Consider the following 15679-nt stretch of genomic DNA (forward strand, 5'->3'; position numbering starts at 1 on the left):
GCGACGTAACCCGCCGGACGCGCCTAGTTTCACAGCACCCCGCCGGAGTGAGGCGCACGCCACATCGGCTCCGGGGGCGCAAGTGATCGGCAAGCAGCGAGGGAGACCGATGCCATGACAGGCACCGCGATCGAGATCAGGGACGTCACCAAACGGTTCCTCACGCCCAAGGGCGAGGTGTTCACCGCGATCCGGGACGTGACGTTCACCGTCGAACCGGGCCAGTTCTGCGCCGTCGTGGGACCCACCGGCTGCGGCAAGTCCACGACCCTGTCGCTGGTCTCCGGACTGGACCGGCCCAGCGAGGGCTCGGTCTGGGTCGGCGGCAAGGAGGTCGAGGGGATCACCGACGGCGTCGGGTTCATGTTCCAGGCCGACGCCCTGCTGCCGTGGAAGACGGTGCTGCAGAACGTCGCCCTGGGCCTGATCTTCCGCAAGGTCGGCAAGAAGGAGGCCGTCGAGCGGGCCCGGGACTGGATCCGCCGGGTCGGCCTGGCCGGCTTCGAGGACCGCTACCCGCACCAGCTCTCCGGCGGCATGCGCAAGCGCGTGGCGATGGCCGCGGCGTGGATCACCGAGCCCCGGGTGCTGCTGATGGACGAGCCCTTCGGCGCCCTGGACGTGCAGACCAAGGCGATCATGTCGAACGAGCTGACCCAGCTGTGGGAGGTATCCCGGCCCTCGGTGCTGTTCATCACGCACGACCTGGAGGAGGCCATCGCGCTGGCCGACCGGGTGGTCGTCATGACGTCCTCGCCGGGCGGTGTGAAGCAGGTCTTCGACATCGACATCCCGCGGCCGCGCGGCTCCGTGCAGGAGATCCGCTTCGGCGCCCGCTTCCTGGAACTGCACCACGAGATCTGGGCCACGCTGCGCGACGAGGTCGAGCGCGCCTACGCCCGCACGGCAGGAGTCTGACGCATGAGTGACGACAAGCTTTCGGCAACGGTGACCCGCCCCGCCCACGAGGAGGTCCTGGCCGCCGGCCAGCAGGCCCTGGACGAGCGCACCCGCGCGGCCACCGTGGCCTTCCGCCGCCGCAAGGCCAGGATCTGGGGCGCGCGCCTGCTGCTGGCCGTGGTCATCATCGGCGGCTGGCAGTGGTTCACCTCGGTGGGCTGGGTCGACCCGTTCTTCTACGCGCAGCCCTCCGGCATCTGGAACCGGCTGTGGGACTACTTCCAGAACGGCACCGAGTTCGGCTCCTACCCGGCGCAGATCGAGACCACGATGCAGGAGGCGCTGTACGGCTTCCTGATCGGCACCGGCGTGGGCGTGGTCATGGGCGTGGGGCTGGGCATGAACCGGTTCCTGGCCCAGGTCCTGGACCCCTACATCAAGATCGTGAACGCCATCCCGCGCATCGTTCTGGGCTCGATCTTCATCGTCGCCTTCGGCGTCGGGATGACGCCCAAGGTGCTGCTGGCGGCGGTCCTGGTGTTCTTCATCGTGTTCTTCAACGCCTTCCAGGGCGTGCGCGAGGTGGACCGCAACGTGCTGAACAACGCCAAGGTGCTGGGCGCCAGCCGCCGGCAGACCATCCGGCACGTGATCATCCCCTCGGCGCTGACCTGGATCATCGCCTCCCTGCACAGCGCCTTCGGCTTCGCCATCGTCGGCGCGGTGGTCGGCGAGGTGCTGGGCGCCCAGCAGGGCCTGGGCCTGCTGATCAAGTCCGCGCAGGGCAACTTCGACCCCTACGGCGTGTTCGCGAACATGTTCGTGATCGCCGCCCTGGTGCTGATCGTCGAGTTCGTCATCGAACGGCTCGAACGCCGCCTGCTGGCCTGGCGGCCGAAGGTGCAGTCCGAGACCGTCCTGGTCTGATCCGCCTGCTCCACCTCCCCTCACCCCGATGAAAGGCGATCCACTCGTGTCCGCAACGAAGAAGATACTGATCACGGCCGCCGCCGGCGTCCTGAGCCTGACCGCCCTGAGCGCCTGCTCGTCCTCGAAGAGCTCCTCCGCCTCGGCCTCCTCCGGCGGCGGGAAGACCACGCAGCACGTCACGCTGATGGTCGGCGGCATCGACAAGCAGATCTACCTGCCGTACAAGCTGGCCGACCAGCTGGGCTTCTACAAGAAGCACAACGTCGACGTCACCTTGAGCACCGAGCAGGACGGCGGCGTCGGCGCCGAGGACGCCATGGTCTCCGGCCAGGTGGACATGGCCGGCGCCTGGTACAACCACGCGATCGACTTCCAGATGAAGCACAAGAACGTCGAGGACGTGGTGCAGCTGTCCGGCGCGCCGGGCGAGCGCGAGATGTGCGCGACCAAGGCGAACGTCCACAGCGGCGCGGACTTCGCGGGCAAGACGATGGGCGTCACCGACCTCGGCTCGGGCACCGACACCCTGACCCAGCTGCTGGCCGCGCAGGCCGGCATCGCCAAGGACAAGTTCAGCCGCACCGGCGTCGGCGCCGGCTCCACGGCCCTGGCGGCGCTGAAGAACGGCTCCATCTCCTGCGTCATGACGACCCAGCCGACCGTCACCGCCATCGAGAAGGAGAACCTCGGCTACTCCGCGATCGACCTGGCCACCACCGACGGCGCCAACAAGGCCCTGGGCGGCGCGTGGCCCGCCGCCGGCGTCCTGGCCCGCACCGACTGGGTCAACCAGCACCCCGAAGCGGTGCAGGACGTGGTGGACGCGCTGGTGGACACCATGCACTGGATCAACACGCACTCCGCGACCGACATCGCCAACGCGCTGCCGGCGTCGTACACGAGCAACGCGACCATCACCAAGGCCGACTACATCACGGCCCTGAACATGGACAAGGGGCAGTTCCTGCCCGACGGCATCATGCCGGCCGGCGGTCCGAAGGTGGTCCTGGCCACCGAGAAGCTGATCGGCAACGCCGACGACTCGATCAACCTGGGCACCACGTTCACCAACACGTACGCGATCAAGGCCAACCAGGAGGACGGCTTCACGACGACCACGACGCCGGCGGGGCCCACCGGCTGAGCCGACGACCACACCGTCGGCCGACCCACTAGCCGACCCCAGCGCGCCCGGGTTCACTCCCCTCGCCCGGGCCGGAGCCGCCGCCTGCCGAGTTCGCTCGGCAGGCGGCGGCTTTTTGGCTTTGTCAGCCCGCGCTACTCCGCGCTTACGCAGGCCGTCTGCCACGGCTGCCGCCAGGACGGTGCCCTTGTAGACGGATCGCTCTTGGAGCTCGACGTTGGCGGTGATCAGGACCGTGAGTTTGGCCCCGAGGCCGCGGCGGTCCTCGGTGAAGGAGTCGGCCAGCGCGTCGAGTGCGGTTCCGACCGCTTCCAGCGGGGTCGCGTCGTCGGGGGCGGCGGCGATGCCGTCGGTGAGCAGTCGGACGTGCACTTCCTGGCCGGCGAACAGGACTTCGCGCTTGTCGGGGAAGTGGCGGAAGAAGGTGGTCTTGGTCAGGCCGCCGGCCCGGTCGGCGATCTGCGTGACGGTGGTGGCCTCGTATCCCTGCTCGGTGAACAGGTCCACGGCGGCTCGGACCAGGCGTTCGCGTGCGTTCGGTTCCCATCGGGCCATGGGGACAGCCTCCGCCGGGCCGGCCATCAGGTGCTGGGCCTGGCCCGCTCCGACGACGCCGCCTTCGCGGCCAACCCGCACTTCGCCGAGGCCGGATAGTCACGCCGACAGGTATACGCTCCCGCACATGTCCGAGCCCACGCCCGATCTCACGCCCGACCTCACAGTGTCCTTCTTCACCACCGGCGACGGAGTTCGTCTCGCCTACCGCGAGCTGGGCGAAGGCAGACCCCTGGTCCTGCTGCACGGTGCCATGGGCGACGGGACACTGTGGATCCGGCACGGTCAGGCCGAAGCGCTCGTAGGCCGTGGCTTCCGTGTACTGCTGCCGGACTTCCGCGGCCACGGCAGCAGCGCCAAGCCTCGGGACGCCGCCGCCTACCCCGCCGACATCCTGACCGACGACACCCTGGCGTTCCTGGACCACCTCGGGCTCCACCAGCCGCAGGACTACGACCTCGGCGGCTACTCGCTCGGCGCCCGCATCGTGGTGCGCATGCTGGTGCGCGGCGCGACGCCGGGCCGGGCGGTGGTCGCCGGCCAGGGGATGCGGCAGGTGCTCGGCATCAGCGGCGGGGCGGGCACGATGTTGCAGCGGATCGTCGATGCGACGGAGCCGCTGGACCCGGACTCGCAGGAGGGCCGGTTCGCGGCGTGGATGCGCGCGAACGGCGACGACCCGGCGGTCCTGATGCTGGCGCTGGATTCGCTGGTGGCCACGCCGGCGGAGGAACTGGTCCGCGTGCAGGTGCCGACGCTGGTCGCGATGGGCACCGAGGACGAGCGCGCGGTGTCGGTCGACGAGCTGGTCGCGGCCCTGCCGCGGGCCATGAAGGCGACGATGCCCGGGGACCACGGCAGGGCGGCTTCGGCGCCGGAGTTCGTGGCGGCGATGGTGGATTTCCTCGACGCGGAGCGGTGATCAGGCGGCGGTTCGCCGATCAGGCAACGGCTCGCTGATTCGCGGCGGGCACGTAGCAGGAGAGCCACGGCACCATCGTGCCGATCAAGCTGCGGCTCGCTGAATCGCGGCGCGCACGTACCGCGAGAACTCCGGCACCAGCTCGCCGCTCAGCCTCCGGCCCGCTCGCGGTTGGCGACGATCGCGTCGTGCACGTACCGAGAGAGCCCCGGCACCATCTCGTCGTAGTTCCGTCCGCTGCGCCGGTTCTCCCGATAGTGCTCGGCCATCTCGCGATGGGCCCGGTGGTCGCAGCCGTGGAACCACCGATCGGTGTGCTGCCGCAACTGCTCGGCCAGGTCCATTGCGACCGGGTCCGCGGCGCGGACACCCCGCGCCATCGCGTCGGCCAGGCCCTGGTTGATCGCCGCCAGCTCGGTCCGCAGGCGGCGCCAGTCCTGCTCGCCGTAGCGCGCGGTCCGCTGCCGGCGCTGCACGCCCTCCGGTGTGCCGCCCCAGTCGCGCTGGGAATCCGCGTGATGCGCTGGTCGATCAGGTCGCGTTTGCGCCGCAGGTGGTCCTCGTCGGAGGCGTCCGGGGCGGCGAGGATCTCCGCGATGTCGCCGAGGTCCAGGCCCAGTTCCCGGCCAGTCCGATGTGGTCGTAGTAGTGCAGCGTGCGCACCGACATGCCGGTCATGTCCGCCGCGACGCCCACCGTGTACTCGTCGTTCATGCCGCCGCCCACTGTGCGCCCTGACGCGACGTGAGGGTCAACGCGCGCAGGAAAAAGGCGCCTGCCCGGACCGAGTCCGGGCGGGCGCCTGCATTTCTGCCCTGCGTCGCCTAGAAGTTGTGCTTGTACATCAGCGCCAGGGCGACGATGCACGTGATCCAGATCGACGACAGGATCACACTGATCCGGTCCAGGTTCCGCTCCACCACCGAGGAGCCCTGCAGGCCGCCGGACACGCCGCCGCCGAACATGTCGGACAGGCCACCGCCCTTACCCTTGTGCAGAAGCACCGACATGATGAGGAGCAGGCTGGTCGCGACCAGGATGCCTGAGACGATCCACTGGTAAAGAGTCACTTCGGCGGTCCACTCGCTTTTCGGATAAGGACAGGGACGGGATGCCAGAGCACCCCGCCCCTACATTACGCAATGGACCCGGTGCTCAGCCAGCGGCGACAGCGGAATCGCGGAAACGCACGATCCGCGTGAAGTCCGCGGCGTCCAGGGAGGCCCCGCCGACCAGCGCGCCGTCGATGTCGGGCTGCGCCATCAGCTCGGCGGCGTTGGCGCCCTTCACCGAGCCGCCGTACAGGATCCGGGTGTTCTGCGCCACGCTCTCGTCGAACAGCGTGCCCAGCTCGACGCGGATCGCGGCGCACACCTCCTGGGCGTCCTCCGGGGTCGCGACCTCGCCGGTGCCGATCGCCCAGACCGGCTCGTAGGCGATGACCGAGGCCTGGACCTGCTCGGCGGAAAGGCCCGCCAGCGAGCCGCGGGTCTGCTCCACGCAGTGCGCGACGTGCGCGCCCTCCTTGCGGACGTCCAGGTGCTCCCCGACGCAGACGATCGGCGTGATCCCGTGCTTACGCGCCGCCACCGCCTTGGCCGCGACCAGCGCGTCGGTCTCGCAGTGGTACTGGCGGCGCTCGGAGTGGCCGACCACCACGTACTGGCAGTCCAGCTTGGCCAGCATCGCCGCGGAGATGTCGCCGGTGTAGGCGCCGGAGGCGTGCTCGGAAACGTCCTGCGCTCCGTACTGGATCCGCAGTTTGTCGCCCTGCACCAGGGTCTGGACCGAGCGCAGGTCGGTGAACGGCACCAGGACCGCCACGTCGACCGCGTCGAAGTCCTTGTCGTTCAAGGAGAACGCCAGCTCCTGGACGTGCTTCATGGCCTCGAAGTGATTGAGGTTCATCTTCCAGTTGCCGGCCATAAGCGGCTTACGATCTGCCATGAGGACTACTTCCCTTCCTCGAGAACGGCCAGACCCGGCAGGGTCTTGCCCTCCAGGTACTCCAGGCTCGCGCCGCCGCCGGTGGAGATGTGGCCGAACGAGGACTCGTCGAAGCCCAGCGTGCGCACCGCCGCCGCCGAGTCGCCGCCGCCGACCACGGTGAACGCGTCGGAGTCGATCAGGCCCTGCGCGACGGCGCGGGTGCCGCCGGCGTAGGGCTCCATCTCGAACACGCCCATAGGACCGTTCCAGAAGACGGTCTTGGCGGTGGAGAGCTTGTTGGCGAACAGCTTCCCGGACTCCGGGCCGATGTCCAGGCCCAGCCGGTCGGCCGGGATCGCCGAGGCCGAGACCACCTCGTGGTCGGCGCTCGCGGAGAACTCCGTGGCGGCGATGATGTCGATCGGGAGCACGAACTCCACACCGCGCTCGGCGGCGCGCCGCAGGTAGCCCTTCACCGTGTCGATCTGGTCCTCCTCCAGCAGCGACCGGCCGACCTCGAAGCCCTGGGCCTTGAGGAAGGTGAAGACCATCCCGCCGCCGACCAGGATGCTGTCGGCCTTCTCCAGCAGGTTCGCGATGACCGCGAGCTTGTCGGAGACCTTCGAGCCGCCCAGGACCACCGCGTAAGGGCGCGCGACGTCCTCGGTGAGCTTCTTCAGGACCTCGACCTCGGCCTGGATCAGCAGGCCGGCGCCGGCCGGGAGCCGGGTGGCGATGTCGTAGACCGAGGCGTGCTTGCGGTGCACGGCGCCGAAGCCGTCGGAGACGAAGACGTCGGCCAGGGCCGCGAGCTGGTCGGCGAACGCGCCGCGCGCGGCGTCGTCCTTGGCCGTCTCGCCGGCGTTGAAGCGGACGTTCTCCAGTAGCACCACCGAGCGCTCCGGCATCGCGGCCACGGCCGCCTGCGCCGAGTCCCCGACGGTGTCGGTGGCGAAGGTCACCGGGACGTCCAGCAGCTCGCCGAGCCGCTTGGCCACCGGGGCCAGGCTGTACTTGGGGTCCGGCTCGCCCTTCGGGCGGCCCAGGTGCGCCGCGACGATCACCTTGGCGCCCTTGGCGAGCAGCGCGTTGATGGTCGGGACCGAGGCGCGGATGCGGCCGTCGTCGGTGATACGGTCCCCGTCCAGCGGGACGTTCAGGTCCGAGCGCAGCAGGACCTTCTTGCCGGCGACGTCGAGGTCGTCGAGGGTCTTCATACGGCTTCCTTCGTATTCAACAAGAAACCCGCACGAGGCCCGGAGACGGGACTCGTGCGGGCACGGGTTCGGTGTTCGGCTACAGCGAGGCGCCGACGTAGGCGACGAGGTCGACGAGGCGGTTGGAGTAGCCCCACTCGTTGTCGTACCAGCCGACGACCTTGACCTGGTTGCCGTTGGCCATCGTCAGCTTGCTGTCGAAGATGCAGCTGCTGGGGTCGGTGACGATGTCGCGGGAGACGATCTCGTCCTCGGTGTACTTCAGGAAGCCCTTGAGCGGGCCGTTCTCGGCGGCGGCCTTGAACGCCGCGTTGATCTCTTCCTTGGTGGTCTCCCGGCCCAGGTCCACGGTCAGGTCGGTGACCGAGCCGGTGGGGACCGGCACGCGCATCGCGAAGCCGTCGAGCTTGCCCTTGACCTCCGGGATCACCAGGCCGATGGCCTTGGCCGCGCCGGTCGAGGTCGGGATGATCGACTGCGGGGCGCTGCGGGCGCGGCGCAGGTCGATGGTGCCCTTGCGGGTCAGCGCGATCTGGTCGAGCAGCTGCTGCTCGGTGGTGTAGGCGTGCGTGGTGGTCATGTAGCCGCGCTCGATGCCGAACTCGTCGAGCAGGACCTTCACCAGCGGGGCCAGGCAGTTGGTGGTGCAGGACGCGTTGGAGATCACGTGGTGGCTCGCCGCGTCGTACTTGTCCTGGTTCACACCCATGACGACGGTGACGTCCTCATTGGTGGCCGGGGCGGAGATGATGACCTTCTTGGCGCCGGCCTCGATGTGCTTGCGCGCGTCGTCGGCGTTGGTGAACAGGCCGGTGGACTCCACGACCACGTCCGCGCCGAGCTCCTTCCACGGCAGCGCCGCGGGGTCGCGCTCGGAGAGCACCTTGATGGCCTTGCCGTTGACGATCAGCTGGCCGTCGGCGGCCTCGATGGTGCCGTCGAAGCGGCCCAGGATCGAGTCGTACTTCAGGAAGTGCGCCAGGATCGGGGCGGCAGCGAGGTCGTTGATCCCCACGACCTCGACGTCAGCGCCGGAGGCGACGATCGCGTGGAAGAAGTTGCGGCCGATGCGGCCGAATCCGTTGATGCCTACCCGGACGGTCACTGTCGCAGGGCTCCCTTCAGGTTGCCGGGCGCCTTGTGCACACCCGGACGAGAGTCGACGCATAAGGTGGCGATTCGCTGATAAGTCCAGAACGGACCGCGCACGATCACGAGCCTATCGCGAACCCGGTGAGGACAGCGCACCCGGCCCGACCTGCGAGACGATCGCAGAATCCGTACTCGCCGGTAAGTCGTCGGACGTCTGCCCGGACGAGGCCGCCGGACCGGCGCCAGCCTGCGCCGGGACCGCCGGGCGCGCCAGGGTCGGTTCCTCTCTCAGGTAACCGGACGACGGTCCGTATCCGCCGCCGGAGGACGGCACGTCGGTCCCGTCCACGCCCAGCTCGAACGCCCGCCGGTCGGCCATCGCCAGCAGCCGCCGGATCCGCCCGGCGATCGCGTCCTTGGTCAGCGGCGGGTCGGCCAGCGTCCCCAGCTCCTCCAGCGAGGCCTGCTTGTGGTCCAGGCGCAACCGGCCGGCGGCGGCCAGGTGCTCCGGGGCGTCCTCGCCCAGGATCTCCAGCGCCCGGGAGACCCGGGCCCCGGCGGCGACCGCGGCGCGGGCGCTGCGGCGCAGGTTGGCGTCGTCGAAGTTGGCCAGCCGGTTGGCGGTGGCGCGCACCTCGCGCCGCATCCGCCGCTCCTCCCAGGCCAGCACCGCCTCGTGCGCGCCCAGGCGGGTGAGCAGCGCGCTGATCGCGTCGCCGTCGCGCAGCACCACCCGGTCGCTGCCGCGCACCTCGCGGTGCTTGGCGCCGGTGATGCCCAGCCGGCGCGCGGCCCCGGCCAGCGCGATCGCCGACTCCATGTTGGGGCAGTTGATCTCCAGCGCCGAGCTGCGGCCGGGCTCGGTGAGGCTGCCGTGCGCCAGGAACGCGCCGCGCCACACCGCCTCGCAGTCGCACAGCGGGCCGTTCACCAGGTACGGAGGCAGGCCGAAGGCCGGGCGGCCCTGGCCGTCGACCATGCCGATCTGCCGGGCCATCGCCTCGCCCCCGGCGGCCACCCGCAGCTGGTAGCGGTGCCCGCGCCGGATGCCCCCGGGCGACTGGATGACCAGCTCGGCGCGGTGGGAGTAGACCTCCCAGATGTCCTTGCGCAGCCGCCGGGCCGCGGCCCCGGTGTCGAGCTCGGCCTCGATGGCGATCCGCCCCGAGACGATGTGCAGGGACCCGCCGTACCGGAACACCGAGGCCACCTCGGCCTTGCGGCAGCAGGGCTTGGTCACCGCCAGGCGGCTCAGCTCGTCCTTGACCGCCGCCGTCATCGCCATCGCGCAGCTACCCCTTTTTCGCTTGTTACCGCAGCTCAACGCACCGAGCTGGAACCGTTCCCGTGACCGGTCCACCCTAGCCAACGCCGCGGGGCGCCAGGTGCTTCCGCCCGGCGCATTCACGAGGTTGGATGACGCTCGTTCGGCCTAACGGACGCCGCGGCGGCGCGGTTCGGGCGGTTCGGGTGCTCGCACAGAAAGACGGCCCGGCGGGTCGCACGGTTCCCGCCGGGCTTCTACGCAGGGGCTGAAGGCAGGACTAAAGCCCGAGCCGACTCTTGATCATCGCCGCGACCGCATTCTGCCCCGCCGGGTTCGGATGCACGGGCGCGGCCGGCTGGGCCGGGATCACCGGCTCCACCCAGCGGGTCCACGGCAGCTGGCAGGCGTCACGCCCGGTGACGCCGTTGGGGTTCACGCTCAGCGCGCCGTCGGCGGCGGCCCGCTCGGCGAGCATGTCGTTCAGCTTCTGCTCGATCCCGTGCAGCCACGGCACGTCCCCGAGCGCCACCGGCATCGACGGCCAGCATCCCCAGGCGGCGGGCAGCACCGGCAGGTAGCCGACCACCACGACGGTCGCGTGCGGGGCCCGCTGGTGGATGCCGGCGATCACCGCGTCGATCGTCGGCGCCAGGGCGTCGATCCGGGCCGCCAGCTGGTCGGTCCCGCCGACGGTGAAGTGCTGCCGGCAGGGGTTGCCGAAGACGTCGAGCGACAGCTCGCCGCAGGTGGTCACGATGTCGCCGAAGCCGATGTCGTTGCCGCCGATGCCGACGGTCACCAGATCGGTGTCCGGGGTCAGCGCGTCGAACTGCGCGGGGTTGGTGCCGCCGATGACGGACTGCGGGCCGGTCATGTCCGCGGTGACCGCGCCGCCGCAGGAGGCGTCGACGAAGTCTGCGACGTGCAGCGAGGCGGCGAGGTCGTGCGGGAAGTTCACGGTGCTGCGAAAGCACCCCAGCGGTCCGTCGGCCGGCTTGAGCAGATCGCCGACGGCGGTGTAGGAGTCGCCGAGCGCGACGTACTTGTGGAAGCCGGCGGCACTGGCACCGGCACTGGTGCTGGCCTGCGCCGGGGCCGTGACCAGCGCGGCCGTGGCGGCGGCGAGGGCGAGCGCGGCGGAGAAGACGGCTGTCCGGCGGATCGGTGTGCGCACCATGGGAGACCCCTCATACGACTGGGAACACCGTTGTTAACCGACCAGTCAGTATGAAGCGGTATCAGGGCCGCGACAATCACCCCGAAGAGGGATTTCGGACCCTGATCAGGGCGAGGTCAGCCTCCTGCGAACACCCCGCGGAACGCCCGCGCGAGCAGCGCGTGATCATGCCGCGGACTCTTGTCCCCGGCCCGGTACGGCGCGGCCAGCGGCGCCAGCACCACCCGCGCCCCGAGCGCGGCGGCGGCCTTCTCCATCGGGCCGTACACGCGCGGGGCGCCGCAGGACATCTCGTCGGCCAGGACCAGGTCCAGGCGCAGGCCCGGGCAGTGGTCGGCGAGGACCTCGATGTGCTGCTCGGCGGAGAAGCCGTCGGTCTCGCCGGGCTGCGGGGACAGGTTGAAGACCAGCAGCTTGCGGGCCCGGGTCTCGGCCAGGGCCGCGCACAGTTCGGGGACCAGCAGGTGCGGGATGACGCTGGTGAACCAGGAGCCGGGGCCCAGCACCGTCCAGTCGGCGGCGCGGATGGCGGCTGCGGCCTCTGGTGCGGCCGGCGGCTCCGGCGGGCTCAGCCGGACCGAGAGCACCCGGCCCGGGGTGACGGCGAGTTCGTGCTGGCCGCGGATGACGCCGGTGGCCCCGGGGTCGGCCGGGTCCGCGCCGGCCACCAGGGCCTCGATCTCCAGCGGCACCGTCGACATCGGCAGCACCCGGCCGCGCGCGCCGAGCAGCCGTCCGACCCAGTCCAGGGCGCGCACCGGGTCGCCGAGGCGCTCCCACAGTGCGGCGATGAGCAGGTTGCCGACCGCGTGGCCGTGCAGGCCGCCCTCGGCCGGGCCGCCGAAGCGGTGTTGCAGGACGTCGGCCCAGGTGCGGCCCCACTCGTCGTCGCCGCACAGCGCGGCCAGCGCCATGCGCAGGTCGCCGGGCGGCAGGCCGCCGAGTTCGCGGCGGATGCGGCCGGAGGAGCCGCCGTTGTCGGCGACGGTGACGATCGCGGTCAGGGCGTCGGTGACGGTGCGCAGCGCGGCCAGGGTCGCGGACAGGCCGTGGCCGCCGCCCAGGGCCACGACGTGCGGCGCGGGCCGGCCGTCGACGGCCTTGTTGAACGCCTTGAACTCCACCGTCGGCGCGTCCTGCGCGGCCGGGTCGGCCCAGTTCGCGGCGGCGACTGCGGCGCCGATCATCGGCACGGCGGCCGGGATCTGGCCGGCCGGATTCTGGGCGCCGGGCACCTGCCCCGCGGGCACGCCGGAGGCGGCGAACGGGCCCGGCGGCGGGACCAGACCGGCCAGCGGGTCGCCGGCCGGGGCGGTGTGAGCAGCGGGGGCCGTGTAGGCGCTGTGGCCTGTGTAGGCGGTGTGGCCTGTGTAGGCGGTGCCGGCTGGGTGGGCGGTGGGGGCCGCGGGCGCCGGCGGGTAGCCCGCGGGCGCCGCATGGGCCCCGGGCCCGTCGGCCGCGGGCCCCTGCGCGGGCGGGTCGGGACGGAACAGGTTCCCCGAGATGGTCGGGACCACCTCGTTCTGTATGACCCGCCTGGAAGCCGCCCGGTCCTCCGGGCTCACTCGCGACCCATGTCGCGGTGCACCACCTGGGTGTCCACGCCCTCGGCGGACAGCCGCGCGGCGATCTGCTCGGACATCGCGACGCTGCGGTGCTTGCCGCCGGTACAGCCGATCGCCAGCGTCATGTAGCGCTTGCCCTCACGGCGGTATCCCTCGGTGATGATGTTCAGTACCTCCGCGTACCGGTCGAGGAACTCCTTGGCCCCGTGCTGGGACAGCACGTACCCGCTCACCTCAGGGTCCTGGCCCGTGCGCGGACGGAGCTCGGGCACCCAGTGCGGGTTTGGCAAGAACCGTACATCCGCGACGAGGTCGGCGTCGACGGGCAATCCGTACTTGAATCCGAAACTCATCACGGTCGCCCGCAGCGGCACCTCGCCGGGGTCGCCGAACGCCGACTCGATGGCCGTGCGCAGCTCGTGCACGTTGCGCGCCGAGGTGTCGATCACCAGGTCGGCCTCGCCGCGCAGCTCGCGCAGCAGTTCGCGCTCGCGCTCGATGCCGTCGGTGACCCGGCCCTCGCCCTGCAGCGGATGCGGCCGGCGCACGCCCTCGTAGCGCCGCACCAGCACGTCGTCGTCGGACTCCAGGAACACGATGCGGTGGTTCAGCCCGGCCGAGTCCAGCTCGTCCAGGCTGCTGCGCAGCGTGTCGAAGAAGGCCCGGCCGCGCACGTCGACGACGAACGCCAGGCGGTCGGTGCTGCGCGACTCGCGCATCACCAGGTCCACCATCGGCGCGATCAGCGTCGGTGCCAGGTTGTCCACGACGTACCAGCCGAGGTCCTCGAAGATCTTGGCGGCGGTCGACCGGCCGGCCCCGGACATGCCGGTGACGATCACCAGCTCCGGCGCGTGCGGGCCGTCCTGCGCGGCGTCGGAGCCCTCGGCGTCCGCGGAGCCCTCCGGCTCCTGGACGACCTGCTCCGGCTCCTCGTGCGCGTCGCTGCCGCTCGGTCTGTTCTCCCTCACGCCCGTCACTCCTCGTGTGGCCCGTTCCTGCTCTCTCCCCCGTCCAGGATCTCACCTGTCGCGGCGTTCACCGCACGACTTACCGGAAGCTCCGCCAACGCCGAGTGGATCTGCCGCGCGGTGGCAGGCCCGATACCAGGCACTTCAGCGATTTCTGCCACCTCGGCCGCACGCAGTTTGCGAAGAGTTCCGAAGTGCGCCAACAACGCTTTGCGCCGCACTTCCCCCAGACCGGGCACATCGTCCAGCGCGCTGGCGACCATCGACTTGGAACGCTTCTGCCGGTGGAAGGCGATGCCGAAGCGGTGAGCCTCGTCACGGACCCGCTGGAGCAGGTACAGCCCCTCGGAGCTGCGCGGGAGCAGGACCGGGTCGTCCTCGTCGGGCAGCCAGACCTCCTCCAGGCGCTTGGCCAGGCCGACCAGGGTGACGTCGCTGATCTCCAGGTCGGCCAGGGCCCGCGCGGCCGCCGCGACCTGGGGCTGGCCGCCGTCGACGACCACCAGCTGCGGCGGGTAGGCGAACTTCTTGCGCTCGCCGGTAGTCTCGTCGATCAGCTTCTCCTCCTCCTGCTCCTTCAGGAAGGCTTTGAAGCGGCGGGTGACGACCTCGTGCATGTTGCGCACGTCGTCGTTGGTGGCGCCGTGCTCGTCGGTGCCCTTGATGGTGAACCGGCGGTACTCGCTCTTGCGCGGCAGGCCGTCCTCGAAGACCACCATGGAGGCGACCACGTTGGTGCCCTGCAGGTGGGAGATGTCGTAGCACTCGATGCGCAGCGGCGCCTGGTCCATGCCGATGGCGTCGGCGAGCTCCTGCAGGGCCACCGAGCGGGTGGTCAGGTCCGAGGCGCGGCGGGTCTTGTGCAGGGCCAGGGCCTGCTTGGCGTTCTGCGCGACGGTCTCCATCAGCGCGGCCTTGTCGCCGCGCTTGGGGACCCGGACCTCGACCCTGGATCCGCGGCGCTCGGAGAGCCACTCCGTTATGGCCTCCACGCTGCCGGGCAGCTCCGGAACCAGGATCTCCCGGGGCACGGTCTCGGTGTCGACGCCCTGCACACCCTGCTCGGAGCCGTAGAGCTGCTGCATGAAGTGCTCGACCAGGCCGGCGGTGTCGACGTCCTCGACCCGGTCCACGACCCAGCCGCGCTGGCCCCGGATGCGGCCGCCGCGCACGTGGAACACCTGGACCGCGGCCTCCAGCGGGTCCTCGGACAGCGCGATCACGTCGGCGTCGGTACCGTCGCCGAGCACGACGGCGTTCTTCTCCAGGGTCTGCCGCAAGGCTTGGAGGTCGTCTCGCAGGCGGGCCGCCTTCTCGAACTCCAGGTCCTTGGCAGCCTCCTTCATCTCGTCTTCCAGACCCTTGATGTACCGGTCGGTGCGGCCGGCCATGAAGGTGACGAAGTCCTCGACGATCTCCCGGTGCTCCTCGGCGCTGACCCGCCCCACACACGGCGCGGAGCACTTGCCGATGTAGCCGAGCAGGCACGGCCGGCCGCTCTGCGCGGCGCGCTTGAACACCCCGGAGGAGCAGGTGCGGATCGGGAAGACGCGCAGCAGCGAGTCCAGGGTCTCGCGGATCGCCCAGGCGTGGGAGTACGGGCCGAAGTAGCGCACACCGGGCCGCTTGGGACCGCGCATGACCTGCGCGCGGGGGAACTCCTCGCCGACGGTGACGGCCAGCGACGGGTAGGACTTGTCGTCGCGGTACTTAACGTTGAAGCGCGGCTCGAACTGCTTGATCCAGGTGTACTCCAGCTGGAGCGCCTCGACCTCGGTGGCGACCACGGTCCACTCCACGCTGGCCGCGGTGGTGACCATGGTCTGCGTGCGGACGTGCAGGTTGGCCAGGTCCTGGAAGTAACTGCTCAGCCGCGAGCGCAGGTTCTTGGCCTTGCCGACGTAGATCACCCGGCTGTGCGGGTCGCGGAACTTGTAGACGCCGGGCGAGGTCGGGATCTCGCCGGTCTTCGGGCGATAGGTTGCCGGGTCTGCCACAGGGAAAGCCTAC

Annotated in this window: 13 protein-coding genes and 3 pseudogenes; 4 read left to right on the plus strand and 12 right to left on the minus strand. The window is 70.6% G+C overall.

What is annotated here, in order from left to right:
- Positions 1 to 114: 114 nt before the first annotated feature.
- Genes ABH926_RS32965 through ABH926_RS32975 form a run of 3 tightly spaced genes read left to right on the plus strand, consistent with a single transcriptional unit; the run spans position 115 to position 2974 of the window.
- Entirely contained in the window at positions 115 to 918 is an 804-nt protein-coding gene (locus ABH926_RS32965; RefSeq protein WP_370369832.1) for an ABC transporter ATP-binding protein, read from the plus strand.
- Between the two features lie 3 nt (positions 919 to 921).
- Positions 922 to 1827 (plus strand): ABC transporter permease, encoded by a 906-nt coding sequence (locus tag ABH926_RS32970; protein WP_370369833.1) that lies wholly within the window; start codon positions 922 to 924, stop codon positions 1825 to 1827.
- A gap of 46 nt (positions 1828 to 1873) precedes the next feature.
- Positions 1874 to 2974 (plus strand): ABC transporter substrate-binding protein, encoded by a 1101-nt coding sequence (locus ABH926_RS32975; protein ID WP_370369834.1) that lies wholly within the window; start codon positions 1874 to 1876, stop codon positions 2972 to 2974.
- Between the two features lie 18 nt (positions 2975 to 2992).
- On the opposite strand, the pseudogene ABH926_RS32980 reads toward ABH926_RS32975, so the two are convergent.
- Positions 2993 to 3529, minus strand: a pseudogene (locus ABH926_RS32980) (TetR/AcrR family transcriptional regulator); the annotation flags it as partial.
- 127 nt (positions 3530 to 3656) lie between these two features.
- On the opposite strand from ABH926_RS32980, the gene ABH926_RS32985 reads away from it, so the two are divergent.
- A complete protein-coding gene (locus ABH926_RS32985) occupies positions 3657 to 4451 on the plus strand; it encodes an alpha/beta fold hydrolase (protein WP_370369835.1) in 795 nt (264 codons plus the stop codon).
- Between the two features lie 149 nt (positions 4452 to 4600).
- On the opposite strand, the pseudogene ABH926_RS32990 reads toward ABH926_RS32985, so the two are convergent.
- The 11 genes and pseudogenes from ABH926_RS32990 to uvrC all read right to left on the minus strand — a co-directional run.
- Positions 4601 to 4942 (minus strand): annotated as a pseudogene (locus tag ABH926_RS32990) (TipAS antibiotic-recognition domain-containing protein); the annotation flags it as partial.
- A 40-nt stretch (positions 4943 to 4982) separates the two neighbouring features.
- Positions 4983 to 5165: a MerR family DNA-binding transcriptional regulator gene (locus ABH926_RS32995; RefSeq protein WP_370369836.1), complete on the minus strand. Its 183-nt coding sequence runs from the start codon at positions 5163 to 5165 to the stop codon at positions 4983 to 4985.
- A gap of 110 nt (positions 5166 to 5275) precedes the next feature.
- On the minus strand, positions 5276 to 5521 hold the full coding sequence (gene secG / locus ABH926_RS33000) for a preprotein translocase subunit SecG (RefSeq protein ID WP_370369837.1): 246 nt from the start codon (positions 5519 to 5521) through the stop codon (positions 5276 to 5278).
- A gap of 85 nt (positions 5522 to 5606) precedes the next feature.
- Entirely contained in the window at positions 5607 to 6398 is a 792-nt protein-coding gene (gene tpiA, locus ABH926_RS33005; RefSeq protein ID WP_370369838.1) for a triose-phosphate isomerase, read from the minus strand.
- Between the two features lie 5 nt (positions 6399 to 6403).
- Positions 6404 to 7597 carry a phosphoglycerate kinase gene (gene pgk, locus ABH926_RS33010; RefSeq protein ID WP_370369839.1) on the minus strand — a complete coding sequence of 398 codons (1194 nt, stop codon included), beginning with the start codon at positions 7595 to 7597 and terminating at the stop codon, positions 6404 to 6406.
- 79 nt (positions 7598 to 7676) lie between these two features.
- The gene (gene gap, locus ABH926_RS33015; protein ID WP_370369840.1) at positions 7677 to 8702 is read right to left on the minus strand and encodes a type I glyceraldehyde-3-phosphate dehydrogenase; all 1026 of its coding nucleotides are present in this window, start codon (positions 8700 to 8702) and stop codon (positions 7677 to 7679) included.
- A gap of 321 nt (positions 8703 to 9023) precedes the next feature.
- A pseudogene (whiA, locus tag ABH926_RS33020) lies at positions 9024 to 9974 on the minus strand (DNA-binding protein WhiA); the annotation flags it as partial.
- A 259-nt stretch (positions 9975 to 10233) separates the two neighbouring features.
- The gene (locus ABH926_RS33025; RefSeq protein ID WP_370369841.1) at positions 10234 to 11133 is read right to left on the minus strand and encodes an SGNH/GDSL hydrolase family protein; all 900 of its coding nucleotides are present in this window, start codon (positions 11131 to 11133) and stop codon (positions 10234 to 10236) included.
- A gap of 116 nt (positions 11134 to 11249) precedes the next feature.
- Positions 11250 to 12650, minus strand: a complete 1401-nt coding sequence (gene yvcK / locus ABH926_RS33030) for a uridine diphosphate-N-acetylglucosamine-binding protein YvcK (RefSeq protein WP_370369842.1) — start codon at positions 12648 to 12650, stop codon at positions 11250 to 11252.
- Between the two features lie 44 nt (positions 12651 to 12694).
- Positions 12695 to 13525 (minus strand): RNase adapter RapZ, encoded by an 831-nt coding sequence (rapZ, locus tag ABH926_RS33035; RefSeq protein ID WP_370369929.1) that lies wholly within the window; start codon positions 13523 to 13525, stop codon positions 12695 to 12697.
- A gap of 149 nt (positions 13526 to 13674) precedes the next feature.
- The gene (gene uvrC / locus ABH926_RS33040; RefSeq protein WP_370369843.1) at positions 13675 to 15666 is read right to left on the minus strand and encodes an excinuclease ABC subunit UvrC; all 1992 of its coding nucleotides are present in this window, start codon (positions 15664 to 15666) and stop codon (positions 13675 to 13677) included.
- Positions 15667 to 15679: the final 13 nt, after the last annotated feature.

The organism is Catenulispora sp. GP43 (assembly GCF_041260665.1).
Classification (GTDB): Bacteria; Actinomycetota; Actinomycetes; order Streptomycetales; family Catenulisporaceae; genus Catenulispora.